The following is a 26,361-nucleotide window of genomic DNA, read 5'->3' on the forward strand; positions in this document are numbered from 1 at the left end:
CGCCTCCCGAAGGCCCGCTCTGATTCCCGTAGAGGAGCCACTCCCGATGACCACCACGCACCATCTGCCCGCGGGCAAGGCCGCCGCCGACGTCTACGCCGTGGACGTCAGTCCCGAGTCGGCCGGCTGGGGCCACTCCAGCCTGCGGGTGCTCGACCTGCCCGCCGGCGGCTGGCACGCCTTCGACACCGGCGACAGCGAGTGGATCGTGCTCCCGCTCTCGGGCGGCTGCACCGTCGCGGTCGGCGGCGATACGTTCCGGCTCGCCGGGCGGGAGAGCGTCTTCAGCGGGGTGAGCGACTTCGCGTACGTGCCCCGCGACGCCCAGGTCTCGATCGCCTCGCGCGACGGCGGCAGGTTCGCGCTCACCGGCGCCCGCTGCACCCGCCGGCTGCCCGCCCGCTACGGGCCCGCCTCCTGCGTCCCGGTCGAACTGCGCGGCACCGGCTCCTGCTCCCGCCAGGTCAACAACTTCGGCGCGGCCGGGGTCTTCGAGTGCGACAAGCTGATCGCCGTCGAGGTGATCACCCCCGGTGGCAACTGGTCCTCCTTCCCGCCGCACAAGCACGACGAACACCGGCCCGGCGAGGAGTCCGAACTCGAGGAGATCTACTACTTCGAGTTCGCCCCGCACGAGGGCACGCCCGGCCTCGGCTACCAGCGCGTCTCGCCCTCGGGCCACGGCGCCAACACCGATGTGCTGGCGGAGGTGCGCGACGGTGACGTCGTCCTCATCCCCGACGGCTGGCACGGGCCGTCCATGGCCGTGCCCGGCCACGACATGTACTACCTCAACGTCATGGCCGGCCCCGGCACCGACCGCGCCTGGCTGATCTGCGACCACCCCGACCACGCCTGGATCCGTGACACCTGGCCGGAGCGGCCGGTCGACCCCCGCCTGCCCCTCTACACCGCCCCCGAGAGGTCCTGATGAGCACCACCACCCGTCGCCTGACGACAGCCCAGGCGCTGGTGCGCTTCCTGTCCGCGCAGTACAGCGAGCGCGACGGCGTACGCCACCGGCTGATCGCCGGCACCTGGGGCATCTTCGGCCACGGCAATGTGGCGGGCATCGGCCAGGCCCTCCTGGAGGCCGGCGAGGACACCATGCCCTTCCACCAGGGCCGCAACGAACAGTCCATGGTGCACGCGGCGGTCGGCTACGCCCGCCAGCGGAGCCGCCTCTCCGCGCAGGCCGTGACCACGTCCATCGGCCCCGGCGCCACCAACCTCGTCACCGGCGCCGCCCTCGCGACGATCAACCGCCTGCCCGTACTGCTGCTGCCCGGCGACTACTTCGCGACGCGCTCCGCCGACCCCCTGCTCCAGCAGCTGGAACACCCCGTCGAGGCCGATGTCTCCGTCAACGACACACTGCGCCCGGTCTCCCGCTATTTTGACCGGATCACCCGCCCGGAGATGCTGATCCCGGCCGCGCTCAACGCGATGCGGGTGCTGGCCGACCCGGCCGACACCGGTGCCGTCACCCTCTCCCTGCCGCAGGACGTGCAGGCGGAGGCGTACGACTGGCCGGAGGAGTTCTTCGCCGAGCGCGTCTGGCGCGTACGCCGTCCCGCCCCCGATCCGTTGGAACTCGCCGATGCCGTACGGGCGATCCGCGCCGCCGAGCGCCCCCTGATCGTCGCCGGCGGGGGAGCGCACCACAGCGAGGCCGAGGAAGCGCTCAAGGCCCTGGTCGACGCCACCGGCATCCCGGTCGCCTCCACCCAGGCGGGCAAGGGCTCGCTGCGTCACGACCACCCCGCCGACCTCGGCGGCATCGGCCACACCGGCACCGCGGTCTGCGACGACATCGCCCGCACCGCCGACCTGATCATCGGGGTCGGCACTCGCTACACGGACTTCACCACCGCCTCGAACACGCTGTTCCAGCAGCCGGGCGTCCGCTTCGTCAACCTCAACATCACCGCCTTCGACGCCCACAAGCTCGCCGCCCGGCCGCTGATCGCGGACGCGCGGACGGGTCTCGAGGCGCTGGCCGAGGGGCTGTCCGGCCACCGGGTCGACTCCGCGTACGAGGCCGAGTACCGCGCGGGCAAGGCCCGTTGGGAGGAGGTCGTCGAGGCCGCCTACCGGGCGGAGGACTCCGCCGTACCCACCCAGACGCAGGTCCTCGGCGCCCTGGACGCCGTCGTCGGCGACGACGACGTGGTCATCAACGCGGCCGGCTCGCTCCCCGGTGACCTGCACAAGCTGTGGCGGGCGCGCGGCCCGCGCCAGTACCACCTGGAGTACGGCTACTCCTGCATGGGCTACGAGATCCCGGCCGGCATCGGCGTCCAGCAGGCCGCCCCCGGCACGCCCGTCTGGTCGCTGGTCGGCGACGGCACCTACCTGATGATGCCCACCGAGATCGTCACCGCCGTCCAGGAGGGCCTGCCCGTCAACCTGGTCCTGATCCAGAACCACGGCTACGCCTCCATCGGCGGCCTCTCCGAGGAGGTCGGAGGCGAGCGCTTCGGCACCGCCTACCGGTACCGCGCCGCCGACGGCACCTTCTCCGGGGCCCCGCTCCCGGTCGACCTCGCCGCCAACGCCGCCAGCCTCGGCATGGACGTCATCCGCGCCAAGACCGTACGGGAACTGCGTGACGCCCTGGCCGCCGCGCGCGCCTCGGACCGGCCGACCTGCGTCTACGTCGAGACCGACCCGACGCCCACCGCACCGCCCGCCGAGGCGTGGTGGGACGTACCCGTCGCCGAAGTCGCCTCCCGCGACGCCGCGTCGGCCGCCCGTGAACGGTACGACGGCCACGTCGCCGCCCGCCGCCGCCACCTCTGATCCCGACCTCTTCGCCTGCCCCGCCACCGAAAGGCCCCCGCACCATGAAGACCATCACCCACTGGATCGGCGGCAAGCCCGTCGAGTCCGCCTCCGGACGCTTCGGTCCCGTCTACAACCCGGCCACCGGTGCCCAGGAGAAGCAGGTCGGCTTCGCCTCGGTCGACGAGGTGGACGCCGCCGTCGCCAACGCCAAGTCGGCGTACGAGAGTTGGGGCAGCACCTCGCTCGCCAAGCGCACGGCGATCCTCTTCAAGTACCGCGAACTCCTCGACGCGCACCGCGACGAGATCGCCGAGCTGATCACCGCCGAGCACGGCAAGGTGCACTCGGACGCGCTCGGCGAGGTCGCCCGCGGCATGGAGATCGTCGAGCTGGCCTGCGGCATCGCCGAGAAGCTCAAGGGCGAGCTGTCCACGCAGGTCTCGACCCGGGTCGACGTCGCCTCGATCCGCCAGCCGCTGGGTGTCGTCGCCGGCATCACGCCGTTCAACTTCCCGGCCATGGTGCCGATGTGGATGTTCCCGCTCGCCATCGCCTGCGGCAACGCCTTCGTGCTCAAGCCGAGCGAGAAGGACCCGTCGGCCTCCTTCCGGCTCGCCGAGCTGGCCTCCGAGGCCGGGCTGCCGGACGGTGTGCTGAACATCGTGCAGGGCGACAAGGTCGCGGTGGACCGTCTCCTGGAGCACCCGGACGTCGTCGCGGTCTCCTTCGTCGGCTCCACGCCCATCGCCAAGTACATCCAGCTCAAGGGCGTCGAGCACGACAAGCGCGTACAGGCACTGGGCGGTGCCAAGAACCACATGCTCGTCCTGCCCGACGCCGACCTGGACTTCGCGGCCGACCAGGCGATCAACGCCGCCTACGGCTCGGCCGGCGAGCGCTGCATGGCGGTCTCGGTCGTGGTCGCGGTCGGCGACACCGGCGACGAGCTGGTCGGCAAGATCGCCGAGCGGGCGAAGAACCTGCGCATCGGCCCCGGCAACGACCCCGCCTCCGAGATGGGCCCGCTGATCACGCGCGAGCACCGCGACAAGGTGGCGTCGTACGTCGCCGGCGCGGCGGCCCAGGGCGCCGAGGTCGTCGTCGACGGCAGCGGTTACTCCGTCGACGGCCACGAGGAAGGCTTCTTCCTCGGTGTCTCGCTGCTCGACAAGGTCCCGGTGACGGCGGACGCGTACAAGGACGAGATCTTCGGTCCGGTGCTGTGCGTGGTGCGCGCCGACACCTACGACGACGCCATCAAGCTCATCAACGCCTCTCGCTGGGGCAACGGCACCGCGATCTTCACCCGGGACGGCGGCGCCGCCCGCCGCTTCCAGCTGGAGGTCCAGGCGGGCATGGTCGGCATCAACGTGCCGATCCCGGTGCCCGTCGGCTACCACTCCTTCGGCGGCTGGAAGGACTCCCTCTTCGGCGACCTGCACATCTACGGCAACGACGGCATCGCCTTCTACACCCAGGGCAAGGTGATCACCACGCGGTGGCCCGACCCCGCCGACGCGGGCATCAACCTCGGCTTCCCCAGCCACTCCTGACTCGCAGTGGCGGCCGGTGCGGGGACAGATCTCCTCGCTTCCCGCACCGGCCGTCCTCAGGACCGACCGTCAGGACGATGCGATGGCAAGGGTTCCCGTCCGCCGAACCGCCCGATCCCCACGAGCAGCGGCCGCCATGCCCGTGGGTCTGGACTTCGCGCTGGACCGCAACAGCCCCGTACCGCTCTACTACCAGCTCGCCCAACAGCTGGAGGCCGCGATCCAGCGCGGTGTGCTGAGCCCGGGCAGCCTGCTGGGCAACGAGGTCGAGCTCGCGGGCCGCCTCGGCCTGTCCCGCCCCACCGTCCGTCAGGGCATCCAGAACCTGGTCGACAAGGGCTTCCTGGTCCGCCGCCGGGGCGTGGGCACCCAGGTGGTGCACAACCAGGTCAAACGCCCGCTGGAGCTCAGCAGCCTCTACGACGACCTGGAGAACGCCGGACAGCGTCCCACGACCCAGGTGCTGCACAACGCGGTCGAGCCCGCGTCCGCCGAGGTCGCGGCCGCCCTGGGCCTAGCCGAGGGCGGCGCGGTGCACCGTGTGGAGCGGCTGCGCCTCACCCGCGACCGGCCCGTTGCGGCCCTGTGCAACTACATCCCGGAAGGGCTGCTGGACGTCGACACCGCCCGGCTGGAGTCGACCGGCCTGTACCGCATGATGCGTGCCGTCGGCATCACCCTGCACAGCGCCCGCCAGTCCGTGGGCGCCCGCTCCGCCTCGCCGGAGGAGGCCGAGCGGCTGGACGAACCGGCGGGCGCCGCCCTGCTCACCATGCAGCGCACGGCCTACGACGACACCGGCCGCGCGGTCGAGTACGGCACCCACATCTACCGTTCCTCGCGGTACGTCTTCGAGTTCCAGCTGCTGCTGCGTACGTGAGCGCGCCGCGACCGACGGGCGGACGCCCGCCCCTCACTCGCCCGCCCGTCACTCCCCGGCGTCACGGCGGGCCCGGTCGCGGCGGCGCAGCAGGAGGAAGCCGCCCGCGAGGGCGGCGACGCCGGTGGCGGCGGTCCAGGCCGGCAGGTCGGAGGAACCGGTGGCGGCCAGGTCGTCGCCCTTCCCGCCAAGGGGGCTCGCGGAGGAGGAGGGCGTGGCGGACGCGCTGGCGGAGGGCGACGCACCCGACGTACTGGTGGTGGGCGTCGGCGATGCCGTCGCCTCGGCCGCGGTGGCCCGGGGTCGGGTGAACGCCAGCGTGCCGAAGCCGAGTTGGTCGTAGCCGCCGCTGTTGGGGCCATAGTCCCCGCCGCCCCCCTCGGGCGCGAACCGGGCCGCGATCTTCGTGAGGTGCGGCGCGTCCATCCCCCGGCGCTCGGTGTAGTGGTTGGCGATCATGGCCCAGATCGGCCGGGCCATGGCCGGGTCGACGGCCGCCGCCGCGGACGCGGTCTCCGAGCCCGACCAGATGCCGGGTGCGCCCTTCTTACGGGTGTACGAGGTGTAGGGCACGTCTCCGCCCAGACTCCACTTGGCGACGTACTGGGCTCCCTTGAGGAAGCGGCTGTCGTCGTAGCCGTACAGGTCGATGCCCTGGTTCCAGGCCATCTCGCAGATGGTGCCCATCAGGCCGACGCCCAGCAGGGCATGACCCTGGTCGCGGCCTGCCTCGACCCATTCGGCGAGGCCGTCGGCGTACACGACCGGGATGGCGTTCTTGACGGAGCCCATCCCCGCGCCGTGCTTGAAGTACTCGACGGCCCGGTCGACCTTCGCCCGGTCGTCGCACAGGATGCCGATGGCGAGGACGGAGGCGATGTTCGTCAGGTCCCAGTTGGGCCAGTAGTTGGTGATGTAGGAGCCGTTGTGGTGCGCGAGGAAGTCCTCGCTCAGCGGGTGGAAGACGTCGAGCATCATCTTCTGGAACCGGGCCAGTTCGAAGCCGTCATGGCCGCGGACGAGCTCGGCGGCGTTGGCGAACTGGTAGCCGTAGAGGCCCGAGGCGAGAAACCGGTCGGCGCTGCCGTCGAGCCTGGTCAGCCTGGCCGACCAGGCGTTGAGGATGTCGCGGGCGGTGTCGGCGTGCGCGGTGTCTCCGGTGACGTGCCAGCGCAGGGCGTTCTGGTAGGCGGCGTGGATGTCGTTGTAGAGGGTTGCGTAGTTCTCGGGCGTGCCCGAGCCGCGGTAGACGGTCGCCTGGGGGTTGGCCGTCCAGGTGCTCTGGGCATGCCGATTGGCCGTCAGCCTGGCGAAGCCGGCCGTGTAGGGCTGCGCGCCGGCCTTCACCTGGGTCGCCATGCGGTGCAGATCGGCCCGGGTGTGCAGCATCCCGGGGTGCGCGAAGGCACCGCCCGCCGCCGTTGCCGGGGCCGCCGCGAGGGTGGTGCCGGCCACGGTGGCGCCCGCGGCCGCACCGGCGATCTTCAGCATGTTCCGGCGACTGATCTGTGCTGTCACTGACGTGGTTCCTTAGCGCTCGGTGCCCGGGGATGCCTACGCACAGGAGACGCCGTGGAACCCGGCCGATAACAGAAAGTCGCCCGGCCGCTGGCCTTCATCTGATTCCTCCGTGGGTACTCCGTCCTTCAGGGCGGGGAGGAAACGGGCTCCTGCGGAGCAGGGCAGGGAAAGACGATTCGCCGCCGGGGCGGATCGTCGTTCGCGGCCAACTACCCGCAGATAGTGACAAGTCGATGCGATAGTTTGTGAGTTGTGGCCACTCATGTGAAGCGGGCGTTCAAGTACCGCTTCTGTCCGACGGATGCGCAGGCGGCGGAGCTGTCGCGTACGTTCGGGTGCGTGCGGAAGGTCTACAACATGGCGCTCGCCGCCCGCACCGAGGCGTGGGTGACCCGTCAGGAGCGGGTCAACTACAACCAGACCTCGGCGATGCTGACGGCGTGGAAGAAGACCGGGGAACTCGCGTACCTGAACGAGGTCTCCTCGGTCCCCCTCCAGCAGGCGCTGCGCCACCTGCAGACAGCGTTCACTAACTTCTTCGGCAAGCGGGCCAGGTACCCGCGGTTCAAGTCGCGCAAGAAGTCGCGCAGGAGTGCGGAGTACACCACCAGCGCGTTCCGTTTCCGGGACGGTGAGCTGCGGCTCGCGAAGATGAGCGAGCCTCTGTGCATGGTGTGGTCCAGGCCGCTCCCTGAGGGCGTGAGCCCGTCCACGGTGACCGTGTCCCAGGATGCGGCGGGGCGCTGGTTCGTCTCCCTGCTGTGCGACGACCCCGGCGTCAAGCCGCTCCCGGCGAACGGGAATGCGGTCGGCATCGATGCCGGGCTGGAGCATCTTCTGACCCTCTCGACCGGAGAGAAGATCACCAACCCCCGGCACGAGCGCCGTGACCATGCCGCTCTGGCCAAGGCACAGCGCCGTCTGGCGAAGAAGGAGAAGGGCTCGGCGAACCGGGCCAGGGCCCGGTTGAAGGTAGCGAAGATCCACGCGCGGATCGCTGACCGGCGCCGCGACACGTTGCACAAGATCACCACTCGGCTCGTTCGTGAAAACCAAACGATCGTGATCGAGGACCTGACCGTGCACAACATGGTCAAGAACCACCGGCTCGCCCGCGCCATCAGTGACGCGGCATGGGGCGAGTTCAGGAGCATGCTGGAGTACAAAGCCCAGTGGTACGGGCGCGAGGTGATCGCCGTGGACCGGTGGTTCCCGTCCTCCAAGCTGTGCTCCCACTGCGGCGCCTTGCAGGACACGATGCCGCTGAACGTCCGTACCTGGACGTGCGACTGCGGTACGACCCACGACCGCGACGTGAACGCGGCGCACAACCTTCTGGCCGCCGGGCTGGCGGTGACAGTCTGTGGAGCTGGTGTAAGACCTCAACGGAGTTCTCCGGGCGGGCGGTCGGCGATGAAGCAGAAACCCTCACGGCGCGAGCCGTAAGAATCCCCCTCCTTCAGGAAGGGGAGAAGTCAAGGACGCGATGACGGATCCGGCCTCAGGCCACCGCGACCGCCCCGTCATGCCAGGGGCACCCACGTGCCCCGCTCGGCGGAGCGGGACATCGCGTCCAGCGCGGCCGCGCTGTGCACCGCGTCGGCCGGCGTCGCGCCGTACGGGGTGTTGTCGGCGATCGACCGCAGGAAGTGGTGGGCCTCGATGACCTTGAGATCGTCGTAGCCCATGCTGTTCGCGGAGCCCGGCTGGAAGGCCGCGTACTCGCCGTCCCAGGGACCGACATACACCGTGCTCACGGGCTGGTCCTGGTACGACGTACCCCTGCTGACGCCCAGTTCGCCCATGCGCCGGAAGTCCCAGAAGACCGCGCCCTTGGTGCCGTGCACCTCGAAGCCGTAGTTGTTCTGCTCGCCGACCGAGACCCGGCAGGCCTCCAGCACGCCCCGCGCACCGGAGGCGAAGCGGAGCAGACAGCTGACGTAGTCCTCGTTCTCCACCGGGCCCAGTTCGCCGCCCGTCGCGCGGGTGTGACCTGCGGTGGCGCCGGTCGGGCGGGCCCGCCGAGGCAGGAAGATCGCGGTGTCGGCGGTCAGTGCCTCGATCTCGCCGAGCAGGAAGCGCGCCAGGTCGACGCCGTGCGAGGCCAGGTCGCCGAGGACTCCGCTGCCGCCGCGCTCCCGCTCGTAGCGCCAGGTCAGAGCGCCCTCGGGGTGGGCCGCGTAGTCGCTGAACAGCCGGATGCGCACATGGGTGACGGTGCCGATCTCGCCGGAGGCGATCAGTTCGCGGGCGGCGGCGACGGCCGGTGCATTGCGGTAGTTGAAGCCGACCGTGCCCTGGACCCCGGCCTTGGTGACCGCGTCCGACACGGCGCGGGCGTCCTCGGCGGTCAGGCCCACCGGCTTCTCGATCCAGATGTGCTTGCCCGCCTCGGCCATGGCGAGGCCGATCTCGCGGTGCAGGAAGTTCGGCGCCGCGATGCTTACCGCCTGGACCCGGGGATCGGCGGCCACCTCGCGCCAGTCGCGGTGGGCGGCGGCGAAGCCGTACTGGGCCGCGGCCTCCTCCGCCCGGCCCGGCACCTCGTCGGCGACGGCGACCAGTTCGGGCCGCAGCGACAGCCTGGGGAAGTGGTGGGGCACGCGGGCGTACGCCTGGGTGTGCACCCGTCCCATCCAGCCGAACCCCACGACGGCAACGCCGAGCGAACGCACCATGACTGCCCCTTTTTGGACCGGTCCAACGATTTCCCGGCTCACACTGAAGGCCGTTGCAGTGCGTGTCAACCCCTTTGACAAGCTCACCCGCCGTGTGGAACGGTCCAGGAATGGAGCCATGCAGACCATGAGAGCACCGACGATTCGCGACGTCGCCGAGCGGGCCGGAGTGTCGAAGTCGCTGGTCTCCCTCGTGCTGCGCGGCTCCGACCAGGTCCGTGACGAGAAGCGGCAGGCCGTGCTGACCGCCGTCGAGGAGCTCGGCTACCGGCCCAACGCCGCGGCGCGCAGCCTCAGTGAGCGGCGCACCCGTACGGTCGGGGTGCTCCTCAACGACATGCGCAACCCCTGGTTCGTGGAGCTGCTGGACGGTCTGAACTCCCGGCTGCACGACTCAGGTCTGCACATGCTGCTCGCCGACGGCCATCTCAATCGCCGTCTGGGCGAGGACCTCACCCGTACCTTCGTGGACCTGCGTGTCGACGGTCTGATCGCCGTCGGCACCCTCCCGGCCGCCGAGGCGCTGCGGACGGCGGCCGGGCAGATTCCCACCGTGGTCGCGGGCGCCCGGGAGCCCGAGCTGCCCGGTGTCGACGTGGTCGCCAACGACGACGAGCGCGGCGCCCGCCTTGCCACCGAGCATCTCATCGGCCTCGGCCACCGCCGGATCGCGCACATCGCGGGGCGGGGGATGGTCGGTGAGCTGCGCCGCCGCAGCTTCGAGGCGGTCATGCGCGAGCACGGACTGGCCGCGGAGGCGGTCGTGGAGCAGGGCGACCTGACCGAGGAGGGCGGATACCGTGCCACGGTACGGCTGCTCAGCGCCCGCGAACGGCCCACCGCCGTCTTCGCGTTCAACGACATAGCCTGCGTCGGCGCCCTCTCGGCCGCGGAGGAACTCGGCCTCCAGGTGCCGCGTGACCTCTCCCTCGTCGGCTACGACAACACCTACCTCTCACGGCTGCGGCACCTGTGGCTCACCACCGTGGACAGCGCCGGCCATGACGTCGGCCGCCGCGCCGCGCAGTGCCTGCTCGACCGGATCGCCGACCCCGCCCGCCCGGGCGAGGTCGTCCTCACCGCTCCGGCCCTCGAGGTCCGCGGCACGACGGCGCCTGCGCGGGGATAGGACCCGTACGGCCGATACGGCCGCCGCGCAGGCGAGCGCGGTGTTCGCGGGGCCGTCCGGTTCCGGCAGGACCACGCTGCTGCGCGTGCCGGCCAGGCCTGCACCGGCCCGAAGCGGGCAACGTCCCGCTGGGCGGGCGGGCGGCCGGTCGGGGGCGCGGCACGGCGTCGCAGCCGTACGCACCATGGCGCATCCCACTCGTCCCGCGGGTCCCGCAGGTTCCGCGGGACCCGCGGGTCCCGCTGGGTACGCTCAACCCCTCCCACACTGTCGGCGCCGCGCCGGGCCGCCCGCGTAGATGGCCGGAGCCGGGGGGCGTCCTCCGTCGGGGACCGCCGAACGCGTGGCAGAGGTCCCCGGACAACCGGGCTTTCTCATCGAAGGGTTCGGCCGCCGCCTCTCGAGCCCCATGAGGGTCAGGGCAGCTGCTTCAGCAGTTCGGCGGCGAGGGGGGCGGAGGACGCCGGGTTCTGGCCGGTGACCAGGTTGCGGTCGACGACCACCTTGGGGGCCCACGGCTCGCCCTCCTGGAAGTCGACGCCCGCCTCGACGAGCCGGTCCTGGAGGAGCCACTTCGCCTTGTCGGCGAGACCGGCCTGTGTCTCCTCGGCGTTGGTGAACCCGGAGACCCGGTAGCCCGCGAAGGCGTTGGTGCCGTCCTCCTTCGTCGCGGCGAGCAGCGCGGCCGGCCCGTGGCACACCACGCCGAGCGGCTTGCCCGACTCCAGTGCGAGGGTGAGCAGTCGGCCGGAGTCCGCGTCGACCGCCAGGTCCTCCATCGGTCCGTGGCCGCCGGGGTAGAAGACGGCCGCGTAGTCGGCGAGGTCGGCCTCCGCCAGCTTGATCGGCCGCTGGAGCGCGGTCATCGACGCGAGGGCGTGCGCGATGCGGTCGGCGCCCTCCTGGCCGCCGTTGACCTCGGGAGCCAGGCTCCCCTTGTCCACGGTCGGCACGACGCCGCCCGGCGTGGCGACGACGACCTCATGGCCCGCGGCCTCGAACGCCTCGTACGGGGCGACGGCCTCCTCGGCCCAGAAGCCGCTCGGGTGGCGGGTGCCGTCGGCGAGCGTCCAGTGGTCGACGCCGGTGATCACGAAGAGAATCTTCGACATGGTGCGTTTCTCCGAGGGTTGCGAGGGGTCGTTCGTCCTCGACGTTATGCGGCTATGGCATAGGTGACCAATAGGGAGTGCGGTCAGAGTCATAGGAAAGCCAATGCCTGGACGGCGGACGCCACCTCAACTACTCTGCTCGTAACCTAATCAATTAGTTGAGTGTGAGAGGCGGGGCTCGGATGCATCCCTTCCGGAAAGCCGTAGAGGCGGGCGATCACGCCGCGATCGAGGAGCTGCTGGCCGACGACGTGGTGTTCACCAGCCCCGTCGCCTTCAAGCCGTACCCGGGGAAGGCCATCACCGCGGCCATCCTGCGCGGCGTCTCCCGTGTCTTCACCGACTTCCGCTACGTACGCGAGATCGCCGGTGCCGACGGTCGCGACCACGCGCTAGTCTTCACCGCGAAGGTGGGCGACAAGGAACTCAACGGCTGCGACTTCCTGCACTTCGACGAGGACGGCAGGATCGACGACCTGATGGTGATGGTCCGCCCGCTCTCGGCGGCTCATGCACTCTCCGAGGCGATGGGCGCCCAGTTCGAGCGGATCTCACGCGAGGCGGCGGAGGCGATGGGCGGCTAGGGCCTGTCCGGCGGATCATGCCGCAGACGCGGGGCTTGGCACGCACATCTGCGGCGTTGTCGTCACTCTCCCCCAAGCTCTCGACTTCGCTCGAGCAGGGAGGGACCCCCATCGCTCCGCGTCGACTCCCTCCTCCGCCTTGCAGCTGCACGCACCAAGCGCCGCTCACCAGCGTCGATCAGGCACCGCCCGCTTCCTGCGACCTGATGCGCCGGACAGGCCCTAGGAGCGGTTCGTTCGCTTCAACTCGTGGGGTGTCGATCGGTGCTCGCTCGGGGGCAGTTCGTTGGGTTCGCGGTGCTCCCTGACCTCGTGGACCGGACCGCTGTCCGGCAGCCGGGGCTGTTCCTCGGGCCGAGGCGGGGGCGGTTGCTGTTGCCGCTTGCGGCGGCCCCACCACACGACACCGATCAGCATCGCCACCGGCACGACGCCCACGATGAGCGGCACGAGGACCAGCAGGCCCTGGGCTGCGGCGAGCACTGTCCCTTCCGTATCCATGGCACTCATGCGTCCCGAGTGCCCGGAGTTGTGCGTACGAACCGGGTGGCGCTGGTCCGGAGAGCGGCCGCCGGGCCCTGAGGTGCGGGGTTTGGCGGGCCTTCCCGCGGCTACCCGCTGGCGGTGACGACATTGACATCCCAGCAAGAACTCATCCGATTCCTGGAGGACCGCTTCGAGTGTGCGCAGGCCTGCGCCGAGGCCGCCCGTGCCTGTGCGCTGCGGGCGAGCGTGGTGGATCCGGACGGGCCGAGGGAGCAGGAACTCGTGCGACGCAAAGGCCTTCTGTGCGTGGAGGTGTGCGACGCGACCTGCCGTGTGCTGGCGGAGGAGGACCGCCGGGACACGGCAGGCATCCGCGTCCAGGTCGAGTGGTGCCGTACCGTCTGCCGCGAGTGCGCGGACGTCTTTGACGAGCACCCCGGCGGCCAGGACAGTGCCAAGGCCTGCCGGGAGTGCGCCCAGGCCTGCACGGACTTCCTCGCCACACTGAGCCGCGCCTGAATCCCTGGAACTCCGCCGCGGAGTTCGGCTACGGCCTCGTTGACGGACCGGCGCCGAGGTGCGGACGCTGGCCCGCATGCGATTTCTGCGGCGCGTTCGGGACGATCTCGCCTCCGGCGAGAACCTGGAAATCTACCTCTGATCTTGGCCAGTGCTCTGTCGTTTACGGCAGGGGTGAAGGCTATCTCGGAACTGCTCTGACTTGCGTGTGAGCATGGGTCTGTGCTGTCTGCCTCAGCTCGTGGGGCGCTGCTGGTTGTCGATGTACTGGCGTACGACGGCCAGCGGTGCTCCGCCGCATGAGCCGGCGAAGTAGGAGCCAGACCAGAAGTGCCCGCCCCACAGATACCTGCGGACGTGGCTGTCGTACTCCTGGCGCAGGCGTCGGGATGAGACGCCCTTGAGGCTGTTGACCAGCTTGGAGAGCTGCACCTTGGGCGGGTAGTGCACGAGGAGGTGGACGTGGTCCTGTTCTCCGTTGAACTGCTTCAGCTCGGCCTCGAAGTCGGTGCAGACCTCGCGCATGACCTCCTCACAGCGGGTCAGCATGGCGTCGGTGAACGCATTCCGCCGGTACCTGGTGACAAAAACCAAGTGGACGTGCAGGCTGTGCACGACGTGACGGCCGGTGCGCACATCGGGGTTTGGATTCCAGATGGTGACATAAACCAATACCGTAGTGTGTCGTCCGTGAGTGATCGCGGCCTGGATACACGGAAGTTCGGGCACCGCGCCCGGCTTGCACTGTCCCCTGCCCTGGCGCTAAAGGCTGACGATCAGGCGCACGCGGCCCGCACAATGTGGAATCTCCTGCACGCCTGGTGGCAGATGATGCCGAAGGAGAAGCGGACCCTGGCGAACGCGGACGCCGCGATCCGACAGGCCCGCCAGGGCATCGACTTCCTCGCCGTCCTCCCCGCCCAGGCCGCGCAAGCGGTACTCAAGACGTACTTCCAGGCGTGGAAGAACTGCTGGGACGGCCGCGCCGACACCCCGAACTTCAAGGGCCGGTTCCGCACGGTGATGTCCGTGGACATCCCGCAGGGCCGCGACCTGAACATCACCCGCGTGCACCGCCGCCGGGGCACGGCCAACATTCCCAAGGTAGGCCGGGTCCGCTTCCGCTGGACCAAAGACCTCCCCGTCGGCAAGCGTGCAGGCGCGGAGAACCGGATCACCGGGGCACGACTGAGCAGGGACGCGCTCGGCTGGCACATCGCCTTCCGCGTCCAGACCCTCGAAAGGGCGCCGGAAACCCACCAGGGGCCGCAAGCCGGCATCGACGTCGGTATCACCGTGCCCCTGGCCCTCTCCGACGGTCAGACGTACGAGCACGGCCAGTGGCTGACCAACCGGGAACAGGCCAGGCTCCTGGGCCTGGAACAGCGCGCCGCACAGCGCAAGAAGCACCGCAAGCCCGGCGAACGCACCTCCCGCCGGCTGCACCACACCTACGACCAGATCGCAGGACTGCGCGCGAAAGCCAAGCGCCGGGCACTGGACTGGCAGCACAAGACCACCACCGACATCGCCCGCACGTACAGCGTCGCGGTGGTGGAGGCATTGCAGATCACGAGCATGGTCAAGTCCGCCAAAGGGACCATCGAGGAGCCGGGGAAGAACGTCGCCCAGAAATCCGGGCTGAACCGCTCGATCAGCGGACAGGCGTGGAGCCGCACGGTCACCATGCTGACGTACAAGCTCGCCCGCCAAGGCGGCACTTTGGCCAAGGTCCCCGCCCCGGGCACCTCCAGGCGCTGCTCCGCGTGCGGTCTCACCACATCCGGCAGCCGGCAGACCCAGGCCCTGTTCGTGTGCAAGAACCCGGACTGCGGATGGTCCGGCAACGCCGACCACAACGCGGCCCGCAACATCCTGCACCTGTACCGGATGGGCCACGCGCTCATCCCGGCTGCCGGGAGGGCAGTCGCCAGGCGCGCACCGCGCGTCAAGCCCGCCACCGCAAGGTAGGCGGGAATCTCCCTGCTTCAGCTGGGAGAGCACTTCAATCCCACAGCTCGGCCAGCGGGACGCCGTGTTCACCCTGCGCCCCGACCGCGACGGGCACTGGTACCAGCACTTTCAGGCCGAGTTCGACCGTGTCTGGGAGTACGGCCGCCCGGCCGACGCCTCGGACGGGTTCCCCGGGTGAGGGGCCGCCGGGAGGGTCGCGGTCGGGGCGCCGGTGTCATCGGCATTCACAATTTCTGAAACACGTTCTACGGTGTGCGCCGTCAGGTCCGGCCTTGGGGAGCCAGGAGGCGCCGTGCATCTCGAATACACGCCAGAGCAGCAGCGGCTGCGGACCGAACTGCGGGGCTACTTCGCCGAGTTGGTGCCCGACCACGCCTACGCCCGATACGGCGACCCGGCCGCCCAGAAACGGTTCTACCGCGAGACGATCCGGCGGCTCGGCAGGGACGGCTGGCTCGGGGTGGGCTGGCCCACGGAGTACGGCGGGCGCGGGCTGACCCCGATGGAGCAGTTCATCTTCTTCGACGAGGCCGCCCAGGCAGGCGTACCGCTGCCGCTGATGGCGCTGAACACGGTCGGACCGACGATCATGCGGTTCGGCACCGCGGAGCAGAAGGAGTACTTCCTGCCCAGGATCCTCTCCGGCGAGATCGACTTCGCGATCGGCTACAGCGAGCCCGACGCGGGGACGGACCTGGCGGCGCTCAAGACCAAGGCCGTACGGGACGGCGACACCTATGTCGTCAACGGGCAGAAGATTTGGACCACGAACGGCGACACCGCCGACTGGGTCTGGCTGGCCGTCCGCACCGACCCGGACGCCCCACCCCACAAGGGCATCACCATGCTCCTCGTGCCGACCTCCGACCCCGGCTACTCCTGCACCCTCATCGACACCCTCGCCTCGCACGACACGACCGCCAGCTACTACGAGAACATCCGCGTCCCCGTCTCGCGCCGGGTCGGCGAGGAGAACAAGGGCTGGCGGCTGATCACCAACCAGCTCAACCACGAACGCGTCACCCTCGCCGCACACGGCACCATGGCGATCCGCGCCCTGCACGACGTCCAGCGCTGGGCCATGGACACCAAGCTTGCCGACGGCCGCCGCGTCGCCGACCTCCCCTGGGTGCGCCGCCGCCTTGCCCAGACCCACACCAGACTCGACGCGATGAAGCTCCTGAACTGGCAGATGGTGAACGCCGTCCAGGAGGGCACCCTCACCCCGCAGGACGCCTCCGCGGTCAAGGTGTACGGCTCCGAGGCCCGCCGGGACGCGTATGCCTGGCTCATGGAGATCGTCGCCGCGCCCGGTGTCCTCAAGGAGGGCTCGACGGGCGCCGTCCTGCACGGCGAGCTGGAACGCGGCTACCGCTCGGCGGTGATCTTCACTTTCGGCGGCGGGAACAACGAGATCCAGCGCGAGATCATCTCGTGGATCGGACTGGGGATGCCGCGGGTCCGGCGTTAGTGTGACTGTGACGAGGATTTTTAGTTGGCACAAAAGAGGGATAGTTGGCACTGGCGATGGCGGCTCGGTCTGATCGGCGCCGAGTCTCTCCGTGTGCGCCTACCGACTCTGATCTGCTGCTTTCGGTGGACGGTTTATCGTGCTGAAGTGGTGTGCATGTGTCCCCTCGGCGATGTTGGAGGCCGCAGAGGCGCCAAGGTCCACGGGCTTTCATGGTCCAGGTGCGTCGACGGTGTTGGTGACAGCAACGTGACAGATGAAAGGGTCAGGCGGGTGAGTGAGACACCGATGAACACCCTGCAATACCGCTTTGACGGGCCAGAAGACGCCCCTGTCCTGATCCTCGGTCCCTGACTGGGTACCACATGGCACAGGTTGTAGGGACCGTCCAGCGGTGTCCTTCTGATCGAGGGCGGAGGTGTATCGCCAGGTCGGGGCCTCATGGCCCGGGAGAGCCCGCACAGTCGGTGAGACGTGCGTGCGAGCGCGCGCGACGGCCGAGACGCAGAAGCCCCGCAGGCATGGTCCCGACGGGGCTTCTGCGCGCGGCCGCCGGAGAGCCGTTTCGTCCCTGATGAGGTGTGGACCGGTCCGCGGAATGCCGCCGTCGTCCGTTACTTGTCGACCAGCGACATGTGGTGCTCGTTGTAACGGTCTCCCTGTACCCCGACCCGGCCGGCGAGTTCGTTGAGGTCCGCCAGTTCGTCGGGGGACAACGGGAGCTTGGTGGCGCCGGAGTTCTCGTCGATTCGCGCGATGTGTCGTGTGCCCGGAATCGGAACGATCCACGGATCCTGTGCGAGCAGCCAGGCGAGTGCGACCTGCCCGGGTGTGGCGCTCTTGGTTTGCGCGAGGGTGGTGATGTGTTCGACGAGAGCCTGGTTCGCCGCCCGGTTCTCGGCCGTGAATCGTGGAATGTTCGTGCGGACGTCACCGGTCACGAACGAGGTCGACGCGTCCACCGTGCCGGTCAGGAATCCCTTGCCGAGCGGGCTGAAGGGCACGAATCCGATCCCGAGCGCCGCGCACGTCGGCAGGACCTCCGGCTCGGGATCCCGGGTCCACAGCGAGTACTCGCTTTGCACCGCGGTCACGGGGTGGACCGAGTGTGCGCGGCGGATGGTCTCCGCACTGGCTTCCGAGAGCCCGAAGCAGCGGACCTTGCCCTCCTGCACGAGCTCACCCACCGTGCCGGCGACCTCCTCGATGGGCACCTCCGGATCAACGCGATGTTGGTAGAACAGGTCGAGCCTCTCGCCCCCGAGCCGTTTCAGGGAGGCCGCGGCGACGGCACGGATCTGCTCGGGCCGACTGTTGAGCCCGGCGGGGGCGCCGTTCTCGATGCGGAATCCGAACTTGGTGGCGATCACGACCTGGTCACGCACCGGAGCGAGGGCCTCGCCGACAAGCTCCTCGTTGACGTAAGGGCCGTACACCTCCGCGGTGTCGAAGAAGGTGATCCCGCGGTCGACGGCGCCACGGAGTACGGCGATCATGTCGCTCCGGTCACCGGGGTTGGGCCCGTAGCTCTGGGACATTCCCATGGCGCCGAGGCCGATGGCGGAGACCCGCAGGTCGCGCCCGAGCGTTCGCGTGTGCATTGTTTCTCCTTGTCGAGGCTGGCGCCGGCCGGCCGATGTCGAGCGCAGGACGGCCGGCCGCAGCGTCCTGCGTCCTTCCGGCGGCCCATGGAGCCCGGAGCATGCGGTCGGTTCCCGGCGTCTCCGGTTCGCAACGGTGAATGAGCAAGGCCGATGGTGGAGGCGCAGTCGGTGTTCAGGGCTTCCAGGTGAGCGAAGTGGTGCCTGGTGAGCCGGGCTACCACGCTTCGTTGTCGAACACGAGGACGATTCGTTCGCGCAGGCCGCCCTGCTCGAGCCGGGCATGGGCGGCAACCGCGTCGTCCGCATCGAAGGGCATGGCGGCGCGCAGCGTGAGCGTGCCGTCTTCGACCTGGTCGCGCAGACGTACGATCGCGTCCCGGTCCGTCCGTCGTTCTCGCACGTTGAGGTGCTTGACCTTGATTCCGCGCCCTGGATCGCCGTCCCAAGAGCGCAGGATGCCGATCTGGCCGCCGTCACGCACGGCGGGAGCGATCTGCTCGTGCAGCAAGGCGGCGTCAGCCACCGCGTCCACCCGAGTACCGAGCTCGTCGAGTACCCGGAGGGCGATGCCGGGGCCGCGCGGTATGAACGCGTGCGCGCCGAGGGAGCCCAGGAGGTCGGCATCTTCCTCTGCCGCGACGGCCACGACGCGAAGGCCCGCCGCGGCACCGAGTTCCACGAGGTATCCGCCGACCGATCCTGCAGCGCCTGTCACCAAGAGCGTGGCGCCTTCTGGCAGCCGAAATGCGTCGAGCACGTTGTGAGCGGTGAGCGCATTGTTGAGGAAACCGGCCGTCTCGGCGGCGGAGGCATTCGAGGGAGCGATGGCCACGGACCGCGCGGGTAGGGCGAGATATTCGCTGTAGCCGCCGTGCCTTCCGGCGTTGTCGACGAATCCCACGACGTGTGCGCCCGGCACCAGGCCCCAGCGAGGGTCGACATCGCTGCCCACCTCTTCGACGGTACCTGCGACCTCCATCCCGGGGACGAAGGGCGGCGTGAGGCCCGTGTACATCTGCACCAGCTGCCCGGACCTAACCATTGCGTCCACGGGATTAACTCCGGCGGCGTGAACACGGAGCCGCACCTCCTCGGCCCCAGGGTGCGAGTCGGGGAGTTCGAAAGATTGCAGCACTTTCGGTCCGCCGAACTCGCGCAGTCCAATGACTTTCATCCGGCCGTTTCCTAACTTCTCGCGATGTGATGTGGCGAGGCTCAATGGATTTCTCGCGCAGAGCCACCAGTTATCGTACCCAGGCACTCGATCCTGAAGGGGGGAAGGATTTTTCCCAGGATGAATCCTTCCCCTGCGCAGGGGTGGGTCGACCGTGCAAGCTCTATCTGCCTGGCAGCATCGTCCTTGGCAGGAATTCTCGCGTCCGGACGACTGCGCATGCATCGATCCGGTGACTAATAGGTCCCGGCAAAAAAGATCCGTGGCCGCAATGCTCGCCTACAGTCATGCTGCGGCTGCGGCTGCGACCCAATTCCCATTCCACCCCTGTTTGGAGAATCGTGTTCATCGTCAACGCGTACGTCGCTACGTCCGCGTCCGAACCGCTCGCTCAGGCCACCGTCGTATGGGGGCGTCCGCGTACAGGAAGTGTCCCGACCGCCGGTATCGAGTCAGCGGGCGGCTATGTACCTGTAGGCCACTCAAGCGGTACGCCGACCACGCAGCCGGCTCCCCGGCTGCAGAACCAGAGGCAGCCGTAGTGACTTCCTCCGCACGGCCCGTACACGACGTACTGCCGTTCCCAGAGGGAGAAGCATCGATGACGATGACGTACAACCACCTCGAAGGACGGCGGCTTGATCGAGTGCCGCGAGGCCGAGGACGATGTCCTGCACTGAGCATCTCCGCCCCCGCTCTGGAGTGGGCGGGCGAGCAGGGTGCCGAAAGCGTCGGCGGCCTGGGCGCCGCCGACCCGCCTGCCCGGTTCGGACACGCCGCTGGCGGTGCCGGCGCGCCGAGGCCTGCCGCTTTCCAGCACCACAGCCGTGGTCGGGGCATGACCAGCGAGCCGGCCGCTGGGGCAACCGTTGGCCGCCCCCTGCAAGGGAGATCTTGATCAGGGGGTGCTTGCGGGCCGCTCGGCGATGACGGGGGGCCACCCCGTGCCCTTCGCCCGGCGTCTCGACCTCCAGGTGAGGACGGGGTTGGTGGTGAAGGGGCGTTTGGGGCGCGGGATCGCGGCAAGGTGCGAAGCTGTGGGTGTGCGACGCGATCCGAGCCTGGAGGAACTGGGCGCCTTCCTCAAGGCGCGCCGTGCCCAGCTGAGTCCCGACAAGGCCGGGCTGCCCGACAACGGTGAGCCCCGGCGTGTTCCCGGCCTGCGGCGTGAGGAAGTCGCTCAGATCGCCGCGATCAGCACCGACTACTACACCCGGCTCGAGCAGGGACGTGTCCAGGCGTCGGCTGCCGTAGTCGACGTGCTCGCACAGGTGCTCCGCCTCGACGGCGATCAGCGCGAGTACCTCCTGACCCTCGCAGGGAAAACGGCCTCGCCCCCTGTCAGCCGGAGCGTTCGCCAACGAGTCCAGCCGCAGATGCAGCACCTGCTCGACGACCTCTCCCTGACCGCGGGCTTCGTCATCGGGCGCAACACGGACCTGCTGGCGTGGAATGCCATGGCCGCCGCCCTGGTGATGGACTTCGGACATGTCCCGGAGGAACAGCGGAACTACGTGCGCCTGGTGTTCACCGAGCCCGCCATCCGCGTGCTGTACCGGGACTGGGAGGACATGGGTCGCCTGGCCCTGTCCCATCTGCGCATGGACAGCAGACGGAACCCTGATGACCCTCGACTGACTGCCCTCGTCGAGGAGCTTTCCGTGCTGGATGCGCATTTCCGCCTGTGGTGGACCTCGCACGATGTCGCCGTGCGGGCCGGCGGTACGAGGCTGCTCCGGCATCCCGTGGTCGGCGACCTGACCCTCGAGCGGTCCACCTTCATGTGCGCCGAGGATCCCGAGCAGCAGCTCGTCGTGTGGACCGCGGAGCCAGGAAGCCCCGCTCACGAGGCTCTGCGCTCTCTGGCGTCCACGATCGAGAGGGCGCCTGAGGGACTGGACGGCGCCGCCGTGTGACGCCTTCGCCGAGCAGGCACATCGGACCTGGGCCCTGGAGACGAGGTTCGTCGCCGGACCGGCGGCGCAGGCTTCATCACCGCGTCGGCACGTGGCTTGCCGTGGTTCATCACGAGGCGCTCTGGAAGACACGCTTGGCGTTTGCCGTCGTGAGTGACCGCCACGTGGCGCCTTTCGCCGGCGGCTCGGCGGCGTCGATCGCCGCGATGTGCGCGTCGGCCAGCGGGGACGGCGTCCAGCAGTAGTCACTGCCGAAGAGCACGCGGTCCGGGTCGACGAGCTTCAACAGCGCCGGCACGTGTCGTGGGAAAGCGGTGCCCGCCACGTCGTAGTACAGACCGCGCAGTTGCTGCACCGCGTCCAACCGGGGCGGCTGCTGCGACTGCAGGAACAGGCTCATGAACTCGTTGATGCGATCAGCGAGGACGGGCACCGCACCGCCGCAGTGCGGGACGATCACTTTGATGTTCGGGTGACGTGTCAGGACGCCCGCCATCACCATGTCGGTGACGGTACGGGCCGTGTCGAAGATGTACTCGACCATCGGCCGCGGTCTGCCGAGTGCGGACTGTTCCCAGCACACCGGTGAGGTGGGGTGCAGGAAGACGACGGCCTGGCGGCGGTCGAGTTCGGCGAAGACCGGCTCCAGGCGCTGGTCGCCCAAATACACCCCGTGCGTGTGGGTCAGCAGGGCCACGCCGTCGGCGTCGAGTCCGTCGAAGGCGAAGGCGATCTCCTCCAAGGATCCGTCCACGTCGGGAAGGGGCAGCGAGGCGAAGGTGCCGAAGCGACCCGGGTGGCCCCGGGCCAGTTCGGCGGTGTACTCGTTGACGCGGCGGGCGAGGAGGCGGGCCGCCTTGTCGTCGCCGAAGTGCACGCCGGGTGAGGACACGGACAGCATCGCGGTCTCGATGCAGTTGCGGTCCATCAGGTCCAGGTGGGCTTGCACGGACCATGACGGCCAGCCGCCCATGCCGTCGGGGTGGCCGTGGCCGGCTGCCGTCGCCTGCTGGACGTAGAAGTCGGGGAGGAGATGGGCGTGGACGTCGATGAGGCCGGTGGACATGACGGGAGGTCCCTTCTGGTGTGTGGTGTCGTCGAGGCCGGCTCGGCTCACTCCACCTGCTCGCGTCCGGCCAGCCGCACCTCTTCGTAGTCCAGGGCGGTCTGGAGGCGGCGCAGCACGGTGTCGTCGATCCGCTGTTCGTCGCGCAGGCGGACGACGGTTGCGCGCTTGTGGGCGATGAGGGCGAGGCGGAGGTCGGTGTAGTGGCGGTTGTGGAGCAGAGCGGGATCCTCGTCGGTGCCGGCGCCTTCGGCCCGTACGGTCGCCAGGTGGGCTTCGTACTCCTGGCGCAGCCACTCCGTGACCTTGGGAGTGGTGCCCAGTTCGACGGCGAGTTCCGGGAGCGCCTTGACGGCTTCCTCGGTTGCCGTGGTCTCGGCGAGGATCTGTTCCTCGTCGACGGAGGTGTCGCGGGGCAGCCGGGCCCAGCGCACCACGCCCGGCAGCAGCAGTCCCTGCACGACGAGGGTCACCACGATGACGCCGGAGGTGACGAAGACGATGAAGGCGCGGTCGGGGAAGGGTGCGCCCGAGTCGACGGTCTCCGGTACGGAGAGCGCCACGGCCAGCGACACCGCGCCCCGGAAGCCGGCGAAGCCGCTGACGGTGCGTGCCCGGTGACTGATTCTCCGCAGCCGCTGCTGTGGACGTCGGTCGATCAGGCGGATCAGGTAGGCGGAGGAGAACAGGAACGCGAACCGGACGAGGACCAGAACCAGGCTGACCACACCGACGGCGATCAGTGCATCCCGCAGATCTGCGCGGCTCAAGTGGCGGAACGCGTATTGGAGTTCCACTCCGACCAGGACGAACAGGGCGCCGTTGATGATGAAGGTCGCCAGCGGCCAGAACGCCAGTGCCTGGCGTCGGTGCTCGGCCCGGATCAGGCTCGGAGCCACCTGGGCCATGATCAGTCCGCTCACGACGACAGCGAGGACACCCGAGGCGTGGATCAGTTCGGCGAGCAGATAGGCCGTGAACGGTGCCAGGATCATGACGAGATTGCCCAGCAGGGGATCGGCCAGGCGGCGCCGGAGGTTCATGTTGACCCAGGCGACCGCCACGCCGACCGCGGCCCCACCGCCGTACGCCAGCAGGAACAGCGCTCCGACGTGCGCAAGGGTGAGGTGCTCCTCGCCGACGGTGATGCCGACCGCCAGCCCGTAGATGACCAGCGCCGTGCCGTCGTTGACGAGGCTCTCCGCCCGGAGCACGGTGACCTCACGGCGCGGCAGGGAACCGGCCAGCGCGCCGACCGCGGTCGCGTCGGTGGGCGCCACGGCCGCGCCCAGAACCCACGCCGGCCCCCACGGCAGTCCGAGCGCGTGCCCGGCGGCCGCGACGGCCCACGCGGTGAGGATCACCAGGACCGTGCTGAGCAGGACGATGCCGCGCAGGTTCGAACGGATCTCCCGCATGGACGTGGTCAGGCTCTCCCAGTACAGCAGCACGGGGAGGAAGAGCAATAGCACGACTTCGGGCGGGAGTTGGGTTTGGCGGACGGCCGGCACGAGCCCGATGAGGGCGCCCACGATCAGTAGGACGACGGGCGGCGCGACACCGAAGCGCTGCCCCAGGGCATTGCCCAGCAGCACGGCCGCGCCCAGGACGACGACGAGTTCAAGACCGAGCATGGCGCTTACTCCAGTGCTGGACCAGCTGTTCGTGGGGGTTCAGCGGCTTCCGCGGGGATCGTTCTGCTCATCGGGGGATCAGCCGTAGCGTCGTGGAGCGTGCGGCGACCATGGGGTCGACGTAGGCGCCGCCGAAGCGGCCGTACTTGGTGCGGTACGCCGTGTCGATACGGTCGTTGATCTCGTCGTCCTGCACCTCCACGAAGGTGACGTCTTGGGCGACTCCGCCGGAGCGGATGTGCCCCTCGTAGCTCGCACGGGCCGTACGCCACCAGCCGCCATCCGTGCCTCGGAAGGAGCGGACGTAAAGGTCGTCACCGTCGCGGACGACCCAGATCGGCACCGGCCTCCGCAGAGTGCCGTTGCGCCTGAGCGGTGCCATCTCCAACTCGTCAGCGGTGGCGATGCGGTTGAGGTCATCGCTCGTCCATGCCGTCATGGGTGTGTCTCCGATCTCCTTGATCCGGTGAGTACGCGAGGAAGCTCGTCAGGTCGTCGGGCCGCCCTCGGGAAGAGATTCGCCGCAACACCGACGAAGGCCATGACCGCGGTGATGGCCAGGCTTTCGCGCAGGCTGTGCGGGATGTCGCCATGGGCTGCCAACAGGGCGCCGAACGGACATGCGGGGGCTCCTGAGACCGAGGAAGGCGTAGGTACCGATGTGTTGCTGTCGAGGGGTTTCGGAAGACCTGCGGTCAGGCGGGACCTGGGGTGAGAGGCGCACCGAGGTAGCTACGGGTGATGCCGGGCGAGTCCTCGAAGACGCGGTAGTCGGTGATCAGGCCGTCGTGATGGTGAACCGCAGGATCATCTCGCTTTCGAGCACCTGCCCCAAGGGATGGAACCGGGAGGCGTACCGGCCCGGTACCAGCACCTGTCCGTCGGTCTCCACCAAGGAGCGCAGCTCAAATGCGAGCGGCTCGACGGCCGCGAAGAACGCGGCGAGAGACTGCCGGATCTCCTCCGGCCCGCTGCGGCGCCCAGCCCATGGCGTCAGGGCCGGATCACCGGGGATCGTCCAGGTGGCATCGGGAGCGAAGTGCGGGAGGATCCGTTCCATGTCGCGCGTACCGAGCGCCTTGAAGTACGCCTCGACGGTGGCAATCGCCTCGCTGGTCATGGCGTCGGTCCGTTTCTGCTGGGCTGCGGTGGGCGAGCGCTCACCGCTCGGTGGTGGCGGCGGTGGTGGGCAAGGCTCATCCCGCACCCACCACCGCCGGGCTTCATGTCACGGACGCAGCAGCGCCTTGATGGCGCGGCGCTCGTCCATGGCCTTGTAGCCTTCGGCGACCTCGTCCAGGGGCAGGGTGAGGTCGAAGACCTTGCCCGGGTTGATACGGCCGCTGACCACGCGGTCGATCAGGTCGGGAAGGTAGGCGCGCACGGGCGCAGGGCCGCCGCGTAGACCGACGTGGGAGAAGAAGAGTTCCTGGCCGTCGATCTGCACGCCGTGAGGCATGCCGACGAAGCCGACGTTGCTACCCGGGCGCGCGGACTGCAGGGCCTGGTGCATCGACTCCTGGGTGCCGACGCACTCCAGGACCGAGTCGGCGCCTATGCCGTTCGTCAGCTCCTTGACGCGGGCGACGCCCTCCTCGCCGCGCTCGGTGACGATGTCGGTGGCACCGAACTCCAGGGCCAGCTTCTGCCGGGATGCGTGCCGGCTCATGGCGATGATGCGTTCGGCGCCCAGTTCCTTCGCCGCGATGACACCGCACAGGCCCACCGCACCGTCACCCACGACCACGGCCGTCGAACCCGGCTCGACCTCGGCCGCCTTGGCGGCGTACCAGCCGGTGCCCATGACGTCGGAGAGGGTCAGCAGATTCGGGACCAGCTCTGAGGCCGGCTGCTCCGGGGTGGCGACGAGGGTGCCGTCGGCGAGGGGGATGCGGACGTATTCGGCCTGGCAGCCGTTGGGGAAGTCACGGTGCTGGCAGGAGGTGTGGTAGCCGGCCCGGCAGACCGGGCAGGTGTTGTCAGAGGCGATGAAGGAGCCGATGACGAACTGGCCGGGCCTGACATTGGATACGTCGCTGCCGACCTCCTCGACGATGCCGACGTACTCGTGGCCGATCGGCTGCGGCTCGGTGACTGGGTTGATGCCCCGATAGCTCCACAGGTCGGAGCCGCACACGCAGGTGGCGACGGTACGGATGACGGCGTCCGTCGGTGCGACGATGTTCGGTTCGGGGACGTTCTCCACCCGGATGTCACCAGGCGCGTGGATGATGGTGGCTCGCATGATGCTCTCTCAGGTCGCGTCGGATCTG

Annotated in this window: 23 protein-coding genes; 11 read left to right on the forward strand and 12 right to left on the reverse strand. The window is 69.4% G+C overall.

Annotated elements, in window-relative coordinates; genetic code table 11:
* Positions 1-46: 46 nt before the first annotated feature.
* The 4 genes from iolB to SMIR_RS37180 all read left to right on the forward strand — a co-directional run bounded on the left by iolB (position 47) and on the right by SMIR_RS37180 (position 5,220).
* Positions 47-931, forward strand: coding sequence for a 5-deoxy-glucuronate isomerase (gene iolB, locus SMIR_RS37165; protein ID WP_212728014.1), 885 nt, complete (start codon positions 47-49; stop codon positions 929-931).
* Positions 931-2,802: a 3D-(3,5/4)-trihydroxycyclohexane-1,2-dione acylhydrolase (decyclizing) gene (gene iolD, locus SMIR_RS37170; protein ID WP_212728015.1), complete on the forward strand. Its 1,872-nt coding sequence runs from the start codon at positions 931-933 to the stop codon at positions 2,800-2,802. Before iolB ends, iolD begins: the two co-directional genes overlap by 1 nt.
* Before the next feature lie 44 nt (positions 2,803-2,846).
* Positions 2,847-4,340 (forward strand): CoA-acylating methylmalonate-semialdehyde dehydrogenase, encoded by a 1,494-nt coding sequence (locus tag SMIR_RS37175; RefSeq protein WP_212728016.1) that lies wholly within the window; start codon positions 2,847-2,849, stop codon positions 4,338-4,340.
* A gap of 136 nt (positions 4,341-4,476) precedes the next feature.
* Positions 4,477-5,220: a GntR family transcriptional regulator gene (locus SMIR_RS37180; RefSeq protein WP_283959576.1), complete on the forward strand. Its 744-nt coding sequence runs from the start codon at positions 4,477-4,479 to the stop codon at positions 5,218-5,220.
* A 48-nt stretch (positions 5,221-5,268) separates the two neighbouring features.
* Here SMIR_RS37180 and SMIR_RS37185 read toward each other — a convergent pair whose 3' ends face one another.
* A complete protein-coding gene (locus tag SMIR_RS37185; protein WP_212728476.1) occupies positions 5,269-6,711 on the reverse strand; it encodes an alginate lyase family protein in 1,443 nt (480 codons plus the stop codon).
* A gap of 282 nt (positions 6,712-6,993) precedes the next feature.
* Between SMIR_RS37185 and SMIR_RS37190 the strand changes: the two genes are divergently transcribed.
* Positions 6,994-8,187, forward strand: coding sequence for an RNA-guided endonuclease InsQ/TnpB family protein (locus SMIR_RS37190; protein WP_168489304.1), 1,194 nt, complete (start codon positions 6,994-6,996; stop codon positions 8,185-8,187).
* Positions 8,188-8,264: 77 nt separating this feature from the next.
* Here SMIR_RS37190 and SMIR_RS37195 read toward each other — a convergent pair whose 3' ends face one another.
* Positions 8,265-9,419: a Gfo/Idh/MocA family protein gene (locus tag SMIR_RS37195; RefSeq protein WP_212728017.1), complete on the reverse strand. Its 1,155-nt coding sequence runs from the start codon at positions 9,417-9,419 to the stop codon at positions 8,265-8,267.
* Between the two features lie 127 nt (positions 9,420-9,546).
* Between SMIR_RS37195 and SMIR_RS37200 the strand changes: the two genes are divergently transcribed.
* A complete protein-coding gene (locus SMIR_RS37200; protein WP_168500837.1) occupies positions 9,547-10,548 on the forward strand; it encodes a LacI family DNA-binding transcriptional regulator in 1,002 nt (333 codons plus the stop codon).
* Positions 10,549-10,964: 416 nt separating this feature from the next.
* On the opposite strand, the gene SMIR_RS37205 is transcribed toward SMIR_RS37200, so the two are convergent.
* Positions 10,965-11,660, reverse strand: coding sequence for a type 1 glutamine amidotransferase domain-containing protein (locus tag SMIR_RS37205; RefSeq protein ID WP_168489300.1), 696 nt, complete (start codon positions 11,658-11,660; stop codon positions 10,965-10,967).
* Positions 11,661-11,842: 182 nt separating this feature from the next.
* On the opposite strand from SMIR_RS37205, the gene SMIR_RS37210 reads away from it, so the two are divergent.
* Positions 11,843-12,244: a nuclear transport factor 2 family protein gene (locus tag SMIR_RS37210; RefSeq protein WP_168489298.1), complete on the forward strand. Its 402-nt coding sequence runs from the start codon at positions 11,843-11,845 to the stop codon at positions 12,242-12,244.
* A gap of 222 nt (positions 12,245-12,466) precedes the next feature.
* Here SMIR_RS37210 and SMIR_RS37215 read toward each other — a convergent pair whose 3' ends face one another.
* Positions 12,467-12,754, reverse strand: coding sequence for a DUF6479 family protein (locus tag SMIR_RS37215; protein WP_248002799.1), 288 nt, complete (start codon positions 12,752-12,754; stop codon positions 12,467-12,469).
* Positions 12,755-12,868: 114 nt separating this feature from the next.
* Between SMIR_RS37215 and SMIR_RS37220 the strand changes: the two genes are divergently transcribed.
* A complete protein-coding gene (locus SMIR_RS37220) occupies positions 12,869-13,249 on the forward strand; it encodes a four-helix bundle copper-binding protein (RefSeq protein ID WP_168489296.1) in 381 nt (126 codons plus the stop codon).
* Between the two features lie 234 nt (positions 13,250-13,483).
* On the opposite strand, the gene tnpA is transcribed toward SMIR_RS37220, so the two are convergent.
* On the reverse strand, positions 13,484-13,906 hold the full coding sequence (gene tnpA, locus SMIR_RS37225) for an IS200/IS605 family transposase (RefSeq protein WP_168500835.1): 423 nt from the start codon (positions 13,904-13,906) through the stop codon (positions 13,484-13,486).
* 33 nt (positions 13,907-13,939) lie between these two features.
* Between tnpA and SMIR_RS37230 the strand changes: the two genes are divergently transcribed.
* The gene (locus SMIR_RS37230) at positions 13,940-15,220 is read left to right on the forward strand and encodes an RNA-guided endonuclease InsQ/TnpB family protein (protein WP_212728018.1); all 1,281 of its coding nucleotides are present in this window, start codon (positions 13,940-13,942) and stop codon (positions 15,218-15,220) included.
* A gap of 295 nt (positions 15,221-15,515) precedes the next feature.
* Positions 15,516-16,694: an acyl-CoA dehydrogenase family protein gene (locus tag SMIR_RS37235; protein WP_212728019.1), complete on the forward strand. Its 1,179-nt coding sequence runs from the start codon at positions 15,516-15,518 to the stop codon at positions 16,692-16,694.
* A gap of 614 nt (positions 16,695-17,308) precedes the next feature.
* Here SMIR_RS37235 and SMIR_RS37240 read toward each other — a convergent pair.
* Both SMIR_RS37240 and SMIR_RS37245 read right to left on the reverse strand, forming a co-directional pair.
* Entirely contained in the window at positions 17,309-18,295 is a 987-nt protein-coding gene (locus SMIR_RS37240) for an aldo/keto reductase (protein WP_212728020.1), read from the reverse strand.
* A gap of 217 nt (positions 18,296-18,512) precedes the next feature.
* Positions 18,513-19,472: an NADP-dependent oxidoreductase gene (locus tag SMIR_RS37245; RefSeq protein ID WP_212728021.1), complete on the reverse strand. Its 960-nt coding sequence runs from the start codon at positions 19,470-19,472 to the stop codon at positions 18,513-18,515.
* A gap of 1,043 nt (positions 19,473-20,515) precedes the next feature.
* Here SMIR_RS37245 and SMIR_RS37250 point away from each other — a divergent pair.
* Positions 20,516-21,388, forward strand: a complete 873-nt coding sequence (locus SMIR_RS37250) for a helix-turn-helix transcriptional regulator (protein WP_249938651.1) — start codon at positions 20,516-20,518, stop codon at positions 21,386-21,388.
* 109 nt (positions 21,389-21,497) lie between these two features.
* On the opposite strand, the gene SMIR_RS37255 is transcribed toward SMIR_RS37250, so the two are convergent.
* The 5 genes from SMIR_RS37255 to SMIR_RS37275 all read right to left on the reverse strand — a co-directional run bounded on the left by SMIR_RS37255 (position 21,498) and on the right by SMIR_RS37275 (position 26,333).
* The gene (locus SMIR_RS37255; RefSeq protein ID WP_212728022.1) at positions 21,498-22,454 is read right to left on the reverse strand and encodes an amidohydrolase family protein; all 957 of its coding nucleotides are present in this window, start codon (positions 22,452-22,454) and stop codon (positions 21,498-21,500) included.
* A gap of 47 nt (positions 22,455-22,501) precedes the next feature.
* A complete protein-coding gene (locus tag SMIR_RS37260) occupies positions 22,502-24,088 on the reverse strand; it encodes a Na+/H+ antiporter (protein WP_212728023.1) in 1,587 nt (528 codons plus the stop codon).
* Positions 24,089-24,155: 67 nt separating this feature from the next.
* Entirely contained in the window at positions 24,156-24,527 is a 372-nt protein-coding gene (locus SMIR_RS37265; protein WP_168489290.1) for a DUF2255 family protein, read from the reverse strand.
* Between the two features lie 339 nt (positions 24,528-24,866).
* A complete protein-coding gene (locus tag SMIR_RS37270; RefSeq protein ID WP_212728024.1) occupies positions 24,867-25,208 on the reverse strand; it encodes a nuclear transport factor 2 family protein in 342 nt (113 codons plus the stop codon).
* Positions 25,209-25,316: 108 nt separating this feature from the next.
* Positions 25,317-26,333 (reverse strand): zinc-dependent alcohol dehydrogenase family protein, encoded by a 1,017-nt coding sequence (locus SMIR_RS37275; RefSeq protein ID WP_212728025.1) that lies wholly within the window; start codon positions 26,331-26,333, stop codon positions 25,317-25,319.
* Positions 26,334-26,361 lie beyond the last annotated feature (28 nt).

The sequence above is a fragment of the Streptomyces mirabilis genome (assembly GCF_018310535.1).
Classification (GTDB): domain Bacteria; phylum Actinomycetota; class Actinomycetes; order Streptomycetales; family Streptomycetaceae; genus Streptomyces.

Excerpts from the sequence above, each read along its gene's own strand:
- iolB (WP_212728014.1), top strand. The coding sequence starts at position 47 with ATGACCACCACGCACCATCTGCCCGCGGGCAAGGCCGCCGCCGACGTC.
- iolD (WP_212728015.1), top strand. The coding sequence starts at position 931 with ATGAGCACCACCACCCGTCGCCTGACGACAGCCCAGGCGCTGGTGCGC.
- SMIR_RS37175 (WP_212728016.1), top strand. The coding sequence starts at position 2,847 with ATGAAGACCATCACCCACTGGATCGGCGGCAAGCCCGTCGAGTCCGCC.
- SMIR_RS37180 (WP_283959576.1), top strand. The coding sequence starts at position 4,477 with ATGCCCGTGGGTCTGGACTTCGCGCTGGACCGCAACAGCCCCGTACCG.
- SMIR_RS37185 (WP_212728476.1), bottom strand. The coding sequence starts at position 6,711 with ATGCTGAAGATCGCCGGTGCGGCCGCGGGCGCCACCGTGGCCGGCACC.
- SMIR_RS37195 (WP_212728017.1), bottom strand. The coding sequence starts at position 9,419 with ATGGTGCGTTCGCTCGGCGTTGCCGTCGTGGGGTTCGGCTGGATGGGA.
- SMIR_RS37200 (WP_168500837.1), top strand. The coding sequence starts at position 9,547 with ATGAGAGCACCGACGATTCGCGACGTCGCCGAGCGGGCCGGAGTGTCG.
- SMIR_RS37205 (WP_168489300.1), bottom strand. The coding sequence starts at position 11,660 with ATGTCGAAGATTCTCTTCGTGATCACCGGCGTCGACCACTGGACGCTC.
- SMIR_RS37210 (WP_168489298.1), top strand. The coding sequence starts at position 11,843 with ATGCATCCCTTCCGGAAAGCCGTAGAGGCGGGCGATCACGCCGCGATC.
- SMIR_RS37215 (WP_248002799.1), bottom strand. The coding sequence starts at position 12,754 with ATGAGTGCCATGGATACGGAAGGGACAGTGCTCGCCGCAGCCCAGGGC.
- SMIR_RS37240 (WP_212728020.1), bottom strand. The coding sequence starts at position 18,295 with ATGCACACGCGAACGCTCGGGCGCGACCTGCGGGTCTCCGCCATCGGC.
- SMIR_RS37245 (WP_212728021.1), bottom strand. The coding sequence starts at position 19,472 with ATGAAAGTCATTGGACTGCGCGAGTTCGGCGGACCGAAAGTGCTGCAA.
- SMIR_RS37255 (WP_212728022.1), bottom strand. The coding sequence starts at position 22,454 with ATGTCCACCGGCCTCATCGACGTCCACGCCCATCTCCTCCCCGACTTC.
- SMIR_RS37260 (WP_212728023.1), bottom strand. The coding sequence starts at position 24,088 with ATGCTCGGTCTTGAACTCGTCGTCGTCCTGGGCGCGGCCGTGCTGCTG.
- SMIR_RS37265 (WP_168489290.1), bottom strand. The coding sequence starts at position 24,527 with ATGACGGCATGGACGAGCGATGACCTCAACCGCATCGCCACCGCTGAC.
- SMIR_RS37270 (WP_212728024.1), bottom strand. The coding sequence starts at position 25,208 with ATGACCAGCGAGGCGATTGCCACCGTCGAGGCGTACTTCAAGGCGCTC.
- SMIR_RS37275 (WP_212728025.1), bottom strand. The coding sequence starts at position 26,333 with ATGCGAGCCACCATCATCCACGCGCCTGGTGACATCCGGGTGGAGAAC.